Below are 12,283 nucleotides of genomic sequence, written 5' to 3' on the forward strand. Positions count from 1 at the left end.
ACGGAGGCACCGCTCCTCACGACCTTCGCCCTACTGCCCGAGTGGGAGTTTCCGCTCGGAACGAGCGTCATCGCTGTAAGCCCGCTGCCTCCGTTCGCGTCGGCGCAGTAGCGCCGACCTACGGTTGGGGATCTATCTCAACGCCGCCCCGCTGGGACGGGTCGCCGCGGGTCGGCGCTACCGCGCCGACGGGAACGGAGGCACCGCTCCTCACGACCTTCGCCCTGCTGTCCGAGTGGGCGTTTCCGCTCGGAACGAGCGTCATCACCGTAAGCCTGCTGCCTCCGTTCGCGTCGGCGCAGTAGCGCCGACCTACGGTTGGGGATCTGCCGGGACGGACTTCTCGGTGGCGGGCCCTTGCACCTACTCGGTGATCCGGTAGATCACGCTGTCGGCCCGGTCGGGATCGTCGGCGGCGCGATCGCCGGTGACGTAGATCACCCCCTCGGGATTCACCGCCACGCTGCTCAGGCTCATCCAGCTCGGCACCGTCAGCGGCACCCCCTCGGTGTTGTTGCCGACGCCGAGGCCGTCGGCCACCGCGGTTAGCGTGCCGCTGGCCGGATCGATCCGCGACAGCCGGCGCCCCCGGCCTTCCACCACCAGCAGCGTTCCCGCCGCCTCGGCGGTCATCCCCTCCGGCCCTGACAGGCCGGTGGCTACCGTCTCCCGCGTCGCCAGCGGCACGCCGCCAGCGGTGATCCGGTAGACCGCCCCCTCCTGATAATCGGCCACGTAGAGATCGCCACCGACGGCCGCCATGCCGGTGGGCAGGGTGAAGCCGCTGCCCAGCACCGCCCGATCCGCCAACCGCACCACCGTGCCGGTGCCCCCCTGGGCCACCGCGATGCCGCCGTCGAAGGGGATCGCGTTGGTCGGCTGGGCCAGGTCGGTATGCACCTCCACCACCTGCTTGGTCTGCGGGTCCCACACCTGCACCGAACCGCCGAGGAACCAGGTGGAGAGGATCAGGTGCTCGCCGTCGTCGGCCAGCGTCGAGTTGGTCGCCACGCTCTGCTGCGGGTTGCCGAAGATCTGCGGATCCGTGTCGACCTGACGGGCGTGGCGGCCGCGCACGTCGAAGTGGCGCAGGGAGAAGAAGTCGCCGACGATCAAGCGGTCGGCGCCGTTCGCCGCGCTGCGCACCACGATGCCGCCGGGCAGGATCATCCCCTTGCGGTTGATCACCCGCAGCCGGCCGTGGGGCAGCACCTTGCGCACCGCCCCGTCCTCGTGGTTGGTGGCGTAGAGGGTGTTCTCGTCGTCGAAGACGAAGTTGTCGGTGCCGTGGGGGAGCTGCGCCACCACTTCGCGGGTATCGTTGGCGAGGTCCACCCGGGTGATGGTGTTGTCACCGCTATCCAGCACATGCAGCCGGCCGAGCCGGTCGAACTTCACCGCCAGCGGCTGCAGGAAGCCGTCGGCCACGCGGGTCACCGCGCCGCTGTCCGGGTCGATCCGCAGCACGGTGTGGTCGCCGAGCCACGCCGGCGCGTAGATGAAGCCGTCCGGCCCCACGTCCATGGCGTTGAGGTAGTAGCCCTGGTTCTCCACGATCAGCCGCGGCGGGGTGGCACCGGTGGGGTCGATCTCCCACAGCGAGTCGGAGAGGATGGTGGTGTTGGCGTAGAGCCGCCCGTCCTCCGCCAGGGTGATGCCGTTGGGCCCCGGCGGCAGTTGGGCGATCAACGACGCCGAACCGTCGGGATCGATCCGCCCGATGGTGCCGTCGAAGATGTTGGTGAAGAACAGCGTGCCGTCGGGGGCCACCGCCACGTCGTCGGAGCCGTAGATGAACTGGCTTTGGTCGTATTGATGGAGGACGTTGCCGCTGCGCCGGTTCATCACCGAGATCCGGCTGCCCGGTCCGCTGACCACGTAGAGGCGGCCGTCCGGACCGCCGAAGTCGATGCCGTTGGCCATGTGCAGGTTGGAGCCGCGGGCGATCACCTGCACCCGGGCGGCGTCGGCGGGGAGTGGAGCGAGCAGGGGGAGCGAGGAGAGCAATAGGGCCGAGGCCCAGCGTCGGATGGGTCGCATGGAGAACTCCTTGTCGGTCGTTGTCGCCGTCTCACGCGGGGCGAAGCTTATTTTTCCGCGACGCCAAGAGCCGGGTCGCTACGCATCCTGGCGTCCCGGTCATTGTATGCGTTGGTCGCCGATAGCGGTTTTGTGAATGCGCGATCGGACCGACCGTTCGTTTGGTGATCGGCTACCGCCTGTCGGCGGAGGCCGGGTGGCGGTGTATCGGTGCCGACGGCTGGCTGGGGAGCGAGCCGGCCGTGCCTGTTCTCTTTCGTTCCGGCGCGTTCAGCGCTCGGTCAACTCCTCGGCCACGGTGCGGAACTGCTCCAGTGCCGCCTCCAGGTTCTCGACGATCTCCAGGGCGATGACATCGGGGGCGGGTAGGGCGTCGAGGTCGTCGAGTCCCTCGTCCTTCAGCCAGAAGATGTCCAGGTTGAGCTTGTCGCGGGCGATCAGCTCGTCGTAGGTGAAGCGCTTGAAACGTTCGCTCTCGCGGCGGCGGCTGCGGTTCCCCGCCTTGAAGCACTTCTCAAACTCCGCCAGGTCGCCATCCTTCAGCGGATTCTTCTTCAGCGTGAAGTGCCGGTTGGTGCGCAGATCGTGGATCCACAACGCGCGGGTCTGCGCCGTCTTGGCGGCGGGGCGCTTGTCGAAGAAGAGCACGTTGGCCTTCACCCCCGGCCGGTAGAAGATGCCGGTGGGAAGGCGCAGCAGGGTGTGGAAATCGAACTGGTCGAGCAGCCGGCGGCGGACCCCCTCGCCGGCGGCGCCCGCCTCGAACAGCACGTTGTCCGGCAGCACCACCGCCGCCCGGCCGCTGGACTCCAGGATGGTCATGATGTGCTGGAGGAAGTTGAGCTGTTTGTTGGAGGTGGTGTACTTGAAGTCGTCGCGGGCGTAGTCCTCCCGCTCGGTCTCGATCCCGCCGTCCTCGCCCACCACCCGGTAGCTCGACTTCTTGCCGAAGGGGGGATTGGTCAGCACCAGGTCGTAGCGCTCGCTCGGCTGGGTGGCCAGCGCGTCGCCCGAGCGGATCGGGCTCTCCTCGCCGCCGATGCCGTGGAGGTAGAGGTTCATGGCGCAGAGCCGCACCACCTCGTCGACGATGTCGTTGCTGCTGAAGGTCGCCTCGCGCAGCTTGCGCTGGGCGCGGCGGTCGTTGGACTGCCCCTTCATGAACTCGTAGGCCGAGAGCAGGAAGCCGCCGGTGCCGCAGGCCGGGTCGTGGATGGTCTCGCCCACTTCGGGGCGCATCACCCGCACGATGGCGTCGATCAGCGGGCGCGGCGTGAAGTACTGGCCCGCGCCGGACTTCACCTCGGCGGCGATGCGCGCCAGCAGCTCGGCGGCGGCCATCGCGGAGGGCTGGCTGACGGTTGTGGAGCTGTCTGCCGATTCCACCGATCTGAAACGGCTCATCGACCCAGGCGAGGCGGAGGCGATCCTCCTCGCCGGGCAAATCGCCTGTCGTTTCCTGCTCATCGACGAACGGCGCGGTCGCGCCGTCGCCCGCCGCCGCGGCGTGCCGGTGGTCGGCACCGGCGGTCTGCTGGTGGTGGCCAAGGAGCGTGGCGCGATCGGATCGGTCCGTGAGGTGCTGGCGGAGCTGGCCGGTCAGGGTTACCGTCTCGCGCCCGCATTGTTGGAGGAGATCCGGCGGCTGGCCGGGGAGTGAGTCATTCACCCGGCGCTATCGGGTGGATGAACCGATGGGGGATTCCCGCTACCATCTCGGCGCTTATCGTCCATTTCGTCCTTCACCGATAAGGAGTCCCCCGTGCCGAAGAAGGGAGCCGCCAAGGGCTCATCCGCCCACCTGGGCTTCGAAGACCGCCTGTGGGCGATGGCCGACAAACTGCGCGGCCACATGGACGCCTCCGAGTACAAGCACGTGGTGCTCGGGCTGATCTTCCTCAAGTACATCTCGGATGCCTTCCAGGCGCTCTACGACGACCTGGAGAAGCGCCGCGAGAGCGACTACACCGACCCCGAGGACCGCGACGAATACATCGGCGCCGGGGTCTTCTGGGTGCCCGAGGAGGCGCGCTGGGAGAGGATCCGCGGCGAGGCGGTGCAGCCCTCCATCGGCAAGACCCTGGATGCGGCGATGCTCGCCATCGAGCGGGAGAACCCGTCGCTGCGCGGGGTGCTGAACAAGGAGTACGGCCGCCCCACCCTCGACAAGACCCGCCTCGGCGAGCTGGTGATCGAGATCGGCAACATCGGCCTCGGCGACGCCGAGGCGCGCTCCAAGGACCTGCTCGGCCGGGTCTACGAATACTTCCTCGGCCGCTTTGCCGCCGTCGAGGGGAAGGGTGGCGGCGAGTTCTACACCCCCCAGTCGGTGGTGCGCCTGCTGGTGGGGATGCTGGAGCCGACCCGCGGCCGGGTCTACGACCCCTGCTGCGGCTCCGGCGGGATGTTTGTGCAGTCCGAGAAGTTCGTCGAGGAGCACGCCGGGCGGCGCGAGGACATCGTGGTCTACGGCCAGGAGTCCAACCCCACCACCTGGCGGCTGGCGCGGATGAACCTGACCATCCGGCGCATCGACGCCGACCTGGGCGAACACAACGCCGACAGCTTCCACCACGACCTGCACAAGGACCTGAAGGCCGACTACATCCTCGCCAACCCGCCGTTCAACATGTCCGAGTGGGGCGGCAGGCGGCTCGCCGACGACCCCCGCTGGCGCTACGGCGCGCCGCCGGCCAACAACGCCAACTACGCCTGGATCCAGCACTTCCTCCACCACCTGAGCCCCACCGGCACCGCCGGCTTCGTGATGGCCAACGGCTCCATGTCCACCTCCACCCGCGACGAGCTGGCGATCCGCAAGGCGCTGGTCGAGGCCGATCTGGTGGAGTGCATGATCGCGCTGCCCGGCCAGCTCTTCTACACCACGCAGATTCCGGTCTGCCTGTGGTTCCTGACCCGCAACAAGCGCGCCGACAAGGTGCGCAAGCGTCGTGATCGTCGCGGCGAGACATTGTTCATCGATGCGCGGAGGATGGGGAGTCTTACCACACGGGTTCATCGGGAGTTGAGCGGGGAGGAGATTGCGGAGATTGCCGGGGTTTATCACCAGTGGCGCAATGCGGATGGGACATTCGAGGAACGCCCCGGCTGGTGGAGATGTGTCTCCGTCGAGGAGATTCGGGATCATGACTTCGTCCTTACCCCGGGTCGATACGTTGGCGCCGAGGTACAGGAAGAGGAGGGTGTGCCGTTCGAGGAGCGGATGCGGGAATTGACTACAGAGCTTTATGCTCAGATGGACGAAGGAGCAAAGCTCGATAAGATGATCAAGAAGAACCTGACGGAGCTGGGATACGGTGAGTGATTCACGATCCATATACGGTGTTCTCCCGAGTTCATGGAAATCCACGTCGCTACGGTCGCTGATTGATTGTGGATTGGCAGACTTACAGACGGGACCTTTTGGGACGATGCTGCATGCTTCGGCTTACGTCGATGAGGGGGTCCCCGTCATTGCAGTCAAAAATATCGGTGACAATCGGATTGATGCTGGCGACATACCAAAGGTGGGGGAGGATGCGGCGGCTCGTCTTTCTCGATATTTGTTGAGACGTGACGATATTCTTTTCGCAAGAAAAGGGGCGGTGGAGCGCCGCGCGTTGGTTCGTGAAGAGGAAGAGGGATGGATACAAGGGAGTGATTGCATTCGGCTTCGATTCTCCGAGAGTGGCCCAGATGCAACATATATTTCCTATGTGATGGGGACGGAGCAATATCGTAGTTGGATTCAACAACACGCTCATGGAGCGACGATGCCGTCGTTGAACCAGGAGATACTGGGTCTTATCCCATTGCCGCTTCCTCCACTACGTGTTCAGAAGGCCATTGCGCGCATTCTTAGCGGTTTAGACCAGAAAATTGAACTTAACTGCCGCATGAATCGTACTTTGGCGACCATGATGACTGCACTGTTCAAGAGTTGGTTTGTCGATTTTGATCCAGTGCACGCAAAACAAACGGGTCGCGATATCGGTTTGCCGACAGAGGTTTTCGGCCTTTTCCCTGACCGCTTTTCCGATTCGAATTCTGGTGCCCTTCCGGAAGGATGGGAGGTGCGGCCTATTGGGAAAGAGGTTCTCGCATACGGTGGTGGAACACCGAGCACGAAGAACCGGGAATTCTGGGAGGGTGGTGTCCACCCTTTCTGTACACCGAAGGATATGTCGGGATTGTCCAGTCCGATCTTGATGGCGACGGAGCGCCACTTGACCGACGCGGGCGTAGCCAAAGTGAGTTCGGGGATATTACCCAAAGGGACGCTACTGATGTCTTCCCGCGCCCCAATTGGCTATCTCGCGATAGCCGAGACGCCGGTCACCGTCAATCAGGGAATTATTGCCGTGGTTCCGGAAGTAGGGATATCAAACCTCTATCTGCTCCATTGGGCGCGGGAGAATATGGAGACCATCGTTTCCAACGCAAATGGAAGCACCTTTCTGGAAATCAGTAAAAAGAATTTCCGGATGATTCCCATGCTGGTTCCTGGGAAGGAGGTGATGGATGAGTTCAACAGAAGGAGCTGCGTCCTCTACGAGAAAATGCTCGCCAATCTGCGCGAGTCGGCGAGCCTTGCGTCCATTAGGGACACTTTGTTGCCAAAGTTGATCTCCGGGCAACTTTCCATCCAGGACGCCGAGCGCTTCGTCGGAGACGCCGTGTGAGCTACCTCCTGTTCCTCGATGAATCCGGCCACGACCTGCGCGAATCGCCCTACGAGGTGCTGGCGGGGGTCTCCATCGAGGATCGGGGTCTGTGGAACTTCATCTGCGCGGTGCAGGATGCGGAGGAGCCGTTCTTCGGTCGGCGGATGAGCACTGGGGTGTTGGAGCTGAAGGCGAAGAAGCTGCTGAAGAGGAAAACGGGCAGGAGAATTTCGTGGTGTGGAGTTTTGCCCTGCTGGATGACCTGAGGCCGCGAGCGGAGCGGTAGACGAAAAAAAAGCAATGCCGGTCGAAACCAGCAAAGCCTCCACGGCGAAATGTGCACGTTGGAAGCGATCCGGTCAAGTTTCTGTCTGGTGGAAAACGGGGGAGTGGCAACCGAAAGGCGATGTCTGAATGACGTGTTGCGATCGATGGCTAACCCCGCGATTCACTGTAGGAGCGGCCCTTAGGCCGCGATCGTGACGGAGTGAGGCGCTTTGATTTGGCAAGTGGTAGGAGCGGACATGGCGCCCGGCTTCCGCATCCTGCTCACGCCAAGTACCTACATCCCTGTAGGCAATCGCGGCCTGGGGGCCGCTCCTACATTTGAGGAATGTCGCAACAGCTAACCCGGACATAGCCAACAAAAAGCCCCGGTGGTTCCACCGGGGCCCGTTGCCGACCGGGCATCCCCAGTCCGTGGTAAATAGTGGATCGGTGCGGCGGCTGGCGTAAGGGCGCGGAATAAAGGAGAGGGCAGGGAGACGATGATCAATGAAGAGGCCGTCGAGCGCACCGCGCTCGCGTGGTTCGAGAATCTCGGGTACGCGGTGCTCCACGGCGCGCAGATCGCGCCGGGCGAGGCGGGGGCGGAGCGGGCCGAGTGGGACCGGGTGGTGCTGGAGCGGCGGCTGCTCGACGCCCTGGAGGTGATCAATCCCGAGATCCCGCCGGAGGCGGTGGAGGGGGCGCTGCGGGCGGTGCTGGCGCTCGCCGGGGCGTCGCTGGTGGAGCGCAACCGCGCCTTCCACCGGCTGCTCACCGACGGGGTGGACGTCTCCTGGATGGAGCCGGGGGGGATGCGCCACGACAAGGTGTGGCTGCTCGATACCGGCGACATCGACAACAACGACTGGCTGGTGGTCAACCAGTTCACGGTGGCCGAGCGCCACGACGGCCGGCGCCACGAGCGGCGGCCCGATCTGGTGGTCTTCGTCAACGGCCTGCCGCTGGCGGTGGTGGAGCTGAAGAGCCCGAGCGACGAGGGGGCGACCCTGCGCGGTGCCTTCGACCAGTTGCAGACCTACAAGGGGGAGATCGCCGGGCTGTTCGCCTACAACGCGCTGCTGCTGGTCTCCGACGGGATGCAGGCGCGGCTGGGGACGCTGACCGCCGGCTGGGACCGCTTCATGCCGTGGCGCACCATCGACGGCACCGATCTCTACCGCGAGCCGGGCAGCGAGCGGCAGAGCGAGGGGACGCCGAAACCGGGGCTGGAGGTGATGGTCAAGGGGGTGTTCGAGCGGCGGCGGCTGATCGACTATCTGCTCAACTTCATCACCTTCGAGGAGGCGGGCGAGGGGAGTGCCGGGATCGCCAAGAAGGCGGCGGGTTATCACCAGTTCCACGCGGTGAACAAGGCGCTGGAACACACCCTCTCGGCCTGCGGGCTGGAGTCGCCGCCGGGGTTGCTGGTGGACGGTCGCCAGTTGTTGGCCGGTGCCGACCGGGTGGGCGAACCGGCGGCCCGCTACGGGCCGGGCAGCGACCACTTCGGCGGCCGGCGCATCGGCGTGGTGTGGCACACCCAGGGTTCGGGCAAGAGCCTGACCATGAGCTTCTACGCCGGCAAGGTGATCAAGCATCCGGCGATGGACACCCCGACGGTGGTGGTGGTGACCGACCGCAACGACTTGGACGACCAGCTCTTCCTCACCTTCGCACACAACCGCGCGCTGTTGCGGCAGACACCCCATCAGGCGGTGGACCGGCACGACCTGCGGGCGCGGCTGAAGGTCGCCTCCGGCGGGGTGGTGTTCACCACGGTGCAGAAGTTCCTGCCGGATGCCAAGGGGGATGAGCATCCCCGCCTGAGCGAGCGGAGCAACATCGTGGTGATCGCCGACGAGGCGCACCGCAGCCAGTACGACTTCATCGACGGCTTCGCCCGCCACCTCCACGACGCCCTGCCCAACGCCTCGTTCATCGGCTTCACCGGCACCCCGGTGGAGGCGGACGACCGCAGCACCCCGGCGGTGTTCGGTGACTACATCGACACCTATGACCTGCTCCAGGCGGTGGAGGATGGCGCCACGGTGCGCATCTACTACGAGAGCCGGCTGGCCAAACTGGCCCTGGAGGAGGGGGAGATCCCGCGGCTCGATACGGAGTTCGAGGCGATCACCGAGGCCGAGGAGGAGGAGGCGCGCCGGCAGCGGATGCGCACCAAGTGGGCCTCGCTGGAGGCGATGGTGGGCAGTGCGCGGCGTATCGCGATGGTCGCCGAGGATCTGGTGGCGCACTTCGAGCGGTGCCGGGAGTCGCTGGTCGGCAAGGCGATGGTGGTGGGGATGAGCCGGCGGATCTGCGTCGAACTGTTCGATGCGATCGTCAAGCTGCGCCCCGAGTGGCACGATCCCGATGACGCCAAGGGGCGGATCAAGATCGTGATGTCCGGCTCCGCCTCGGACGAGGCGGCGTGGCAGCCGCATATCCGCGCCAAGGGGGGGCGGGAGGCGCTCGCCCGGCGCTTCAAGGACCCGGCCGATCCGCTGCAACTGGTGATCGTCCGCGACATGTGGCTGACCGGTTTCGACTGCCCCAGTCTGCACACCCTCTACGTCGACAAGCCGATGGGCGGCCACAACCTGATGCAGGCGATCGCGCGGGTCAACCGGGTGTTCCGCGACAAGCCGGGCGGGCTGGTGGTGGACTACCTGGGGCTCGCCGATTCGCTGAAGCGGGCGCTGGCCGACTATACCGCGAGCGGCGGGCGGGGGCGGGCGACCCTCGACCAGGAGGAGGCGGTGGCGGTGATGAGGGAGAAGCACGAGGTGGTGCTGGGCATCCTCCATGGCTTCGATTATGCGGCGATCCTCACCGCCGACACCGCCGGGCGGATGCAGGGGATGGCGGAGGCGTTGGAGTTCATCTTTCGCCAGGAGGAGGGACGGGAGCGCTATCTGAGCGCGGTCTTGGCGCTCTCCAAGGCGTTCGCCCTGGCGGTGCCCCACGAGGCGGCGCTGGCGATCCGCGACGAGGTGGGGCTGTTCCAGGCGATCCGTACAAGTCTGGTGAAGAGCAGCGGCGGCGGCGGGCGCTCGCCGCAGGAGATGGAGGCGGCGGTGCGCCTGCTGGTCTCCAGGGCGGTGGCGCCGGTGGAGGTGGTGGATCTGTTCGCCGCCGCCGGCATGGAGAAACCGGACATCTCGATCCTCTCCGATTCGTTCCTCGCCGAGGTGCGCGAGCTGCCGCAGCGCAATCTGGCCTTGGAGGTGCTGCGCAAGCTGCTCAACGACGAGATCAAGACGCGGATGCGCAGGAACGTGGTGCAGTCGCGCGCCTTCTCCGAGATGTTGGCCGAGGCGGTGCGCAAGTACCAGAACCGCGCCATCGAGGCGGCGGAGGTGATCGAGGAGCTGATCCGCATCGCCCGCGAGCTGCGCGAGGCGCGGTTGCGCGGCGAGTCGCTGGGGCTGAGCGAGGACGAGAGCGCTTTCTACGACGCGCTGGAGGTGAACGACAGCGCGGTGCGGGTGATGGGCGACGAGAAGCTGAAGCTGATCGCCCGCGAGCTGGTGGGGGCGGTGCGGCGCAACGTCTCCATCGACTGGACGGTGCGCGAGAGTGCGCGGGCGAAGATCCGCGTGCTGGTGAAACGGATCCTGCGCCGCTACGGCTATCCGCCGGACCTGCAGGAGGGCGCTACCCGCTTGGTGCTGGAGCAGGCGGAGGTGTTGTGTCCGGAGTGGTTGGCCGAGGCGGACGGATAACGTTACGGATTGATGATGTCGAGGAACGATATGAAGAGTTCACCCCCTTTCTCCATTCGCCTGTTCGTCGCCGATGGCGATCCCGATGGGCTGCGTACCATCGAACGTTCCAACTGGAACGGTTTCGGGCTGATCTTCCCGCGGACGCTTTTCCCGCAGGTCAAGCGGCGCGAGGAGTTCGGGCGCACGGGCGTCTATCTGTTGCTTGGTCCGCGCGAAGACGGTGAAGGGGAGCTGCTCTACATCGGTCAGGGTGATCCCGTGCGGCCGAGGCTGGAGCAGCACTTCTCGAAGAAGGACTTTTGGACCCGAGCGCTCTTCTTCGTCACCGCTGCTTCCGGCGGGCTCAATTCGGCCCAGGTCGGTTATCTGGAGGCGCGGCTGATCGAGTTGGCGCGGGAGGCGAAGCGGGTGCGTCTGGACAACGTCAAGAACGAGAATCCGCCGACGCTCAGCGAGGCGGACCGGGCGGATATGGAGGTGTTTCTCGGCAATCTGCTGCAGATTCTACCGTTGCTCGGTATCGATGCCTTCGAGCGACCCTTGGCCGCCGCCAAGCCGGATCGGCGTCGGCGCCTCTACGTGGAGGGGAAGGGGATCAAGGCGGAGGGGTACGAATCGAGTGGCGGCTTCGTGGTGATGGCCGGTTCGCAGGTGGTGACGGAGACGGTTCCTTCCATGAAGAAGCATGTCGGGGGGATGTATGAGTTGCGGCGCGAGCTGATCGAGTCGGGGGTGATCGATTCCGCTGGATCGCCTTACTGCTTTTCGCAGGACTACACCTTCCGTTCTCCGTCCACGGCTGCGGCGGTGGTCTTGGGGCGCAGTGCCAACGGTAGGGTCGAATGGCACGATTCCTCTGGGCGGACGCTGAAGGCGATTCAAGAGGCGTTGGCTGGAGAGGTGTAGTTGTGGCCATGCAGCCAGTTCTGCCAGGTGTTGAGGGCGTGGCCGGCGATCACCGCCGGGTCGACGCCGCGCTCTCCGTCCTTGGAAGATCCGAGCTTTCAACAGGGGCGTCTACCACGAGATCCGGATGCGTTCCTCCGTTGCCACCACGAACCGGCCCGGGAGTCGCTCTCCATGGTTCGCCAGTACCTTCTCCAGCACCGCAATCTTGTTGGTCCGTCGTTCGTTCTGGAGCCGCAGCAGGATGACCCCGGCGTGAACGGCCCGTTCCCGGTAGACCAGTTCGCCGAAATCCTTGTCGTTGGTGATCAGGATGCGCTCTTAGGGCCCGCGAAAGAATAACTTCCTGTTTTGGAACGCCGATCCGCTCCGTCCGGCGGCGTTGCGCAAAGGGTTGCATACGGCAAGTATGCGCCCCTTTGCGCGCCTTGCCGGGCGGACGTCTCAACGCCCCAAAACAGGAAGTTATTCTTTCGCGGGCCCTTAGCGGTTGGCGATGTCGATGAGGGCGCGATCTTTTGCGCCTCGGGCCTGATCGTAGACGGAGAAGACGTCGTGGCCGTTCTTCCGTAGCCAACCGGCCACGCCTGGTCCGGTGCATTCATCCACCAGGAACCGCATTCAGGCGGAGCCCGCCTTGAGGTCCAGCAGTTCGGTGCCGTGGAGGGCGAGGGCAGG

The 12,283-nt window shown here is 65.3% G+C and carries 10 protein-coding genes; 6 read left to right on the forward strand and 4 right to left on the reverse strand.

The features are described from left to right. Positions 1 to 363 precede the first annotated feature (363 nt). Positions 364 to 2,040: an SMP-30/gluconolactonase/LRE family protein gene (locus ACYQ2W_RS23465; RefSeq protein WP_459872924.1), complete on the reverse strand. Its 1,677-nt coding sequence runs from the start codon at positions 2,038 to 2,040 to the stop codon at positions 364 to 366. Positions 2,041 to 2,310: 270 nt separating this feature from the next. Next, on the reverse strand, positions 2,311 to 3,381 hold the full coding sequence (locus ACYQ2W_RS23470) for an HsdM family class I SAM-dependent methyltransferase (RefSeq protein WP_459872926.1): 1,071 nt from the start codon (positions 3,379 to 3,381) through the stop codon (positions 2,311 to 2,313). Between ACYQ2W_RS23470 and ACYQ2W_RS23475 the strand changes: the two genes are divergently transcribed. The 6 genes from ACYQ2W_RS23475 to ACYQ2W_RS23500 all read left to right on the forward strand — a co-directional run bounded on the left by ACYQ2W_RS23475 (position 3,353) and on the right by ACYQ2W_RS23500 (position 11,605). After that, on the forward strand, positions 3,353 to 3,700 hold the full coding sequence (locus ACYQ2W_RS23475) for a PIN domain-containing protein (RefSeq protein ID WP_459872928.1): 348 nt from the start codon (positions 3,353 to 3,355) through the stop codon (positions 3,698 to 3,700). The two genes, ACYQ2W_RS23470 and ACYQ2W_RS23475, sit on opposite strands and share 29 nt — an antisense overlap. Before the next feature lie 102 nt (positions 3,701 to 3,802). Beyond that, positions 3,803 to 5,365 carry a class I SAM-dependent DNA methyltransferase gene (locus ACYQ2W_RS23480; RefSeq protein WP_459872930.1) on the forward strand — a complete coding sequence of 521 codons (1,563 nt, stop codon included), beginning with the start codon at positions 3,803 to 3,805 and terminating at the stop codon, positions 5,363 to 5,365. 73 nt (positions 5,366 to 5,438) lie between these two features. Then, positions 5,439 to 6,722: a restriction endonuclease subunit S gene (locus ACYQ2W_RS23485; RefSeq protein ID WP_459872932.1), complete on the forward strand. Its 1,284-nt coding sequence runs from the start codon at positions 5,439 to 5,441 to the stop codon at positions 6,720 to 6,722. Continuing rightward, positions 6,719 to 6,970, forward strand: coding sequence for a hypothetical protein (locus tag ACYQ2W_RS23490; RefSeq protein ID WP_459872934.1), 252 nt, complete (start codon positions 6,719 to 6,721; stop codon positions 6,968 to 6,970). Before ACYQ2W_RS23485 ends, ACYQ2W_RS23490 begins: the two co-directional genes overlap by 4 nt. Before the next feature lie 501 nt (positions 6,971 to 7,471). Beyond that, positions 7,472 to 10,696: a type I restriction endonuclease subunit R gene (locus ACYQ2W_RS23495; RefSeq protein ID WP_459872936.1), complete on the forward strand. Its 3,225-nt coding sequence runs from the start codon at positions 7,472 to 7,474 to the stop codon at positions 10,694 to 10,696. Positions 10,697 to 10,726: 30 nt separating this feature from the next. Then, a complete protein-coding gene (locus ACYQ2W_RS23500) occupies positions 10,727 to 11,605 on the forward strand; it encodes a GIY-YIG nuclease family protein (RefSeq protein ID WP_459872938.1) in 879 nt (292 codons plus the stop codon). A 111-nt stretch (positions 11,606 to 11,716) separates the two neighbouring features. Here ACYQ2W_RS23500 and ACYQ2W_RS23505 read toward each other — a convergent pair whose 3' ends face one another. Together ACYQ2W_RS23505 and ACYQ2W_RS23510 are read right to left on the reverse strand one after the other, a co-directional pair. Continuing rightward, the gene (locus ACYQ2W_RS23505) at positions 11,717 to 11,920 is read right to left on the reverse strand and encodes a DUF5615 family PIN-like protein (protein ID WP_459872942.1); all 204 of its coding nucleotides are present in this window, start codon (positions 11,918 to 11,920) and stop codon (positions 11,717 to 11,719) included. Between the two features lie 168 nt (positions 11,921 to 12,088). Then, positions 12,089 to 12,226 (reverse strand): DUF5615 family PIN-like protein, encoded by a 138-nt coding sequence (locus ACYQ2W_RS23510; RefSeq protein ID WP_459872940.1) that lies wholly within the window; start codon positions 12,224 to 12,226, stop codon positions 12,089 to 12,091. Positions 12,227 to 12,283 lie beyond the last annotated feature (57 nt).

It is taken from the genome of Endothiovibrio diazotrophicus (assembly GCF_054657215.1).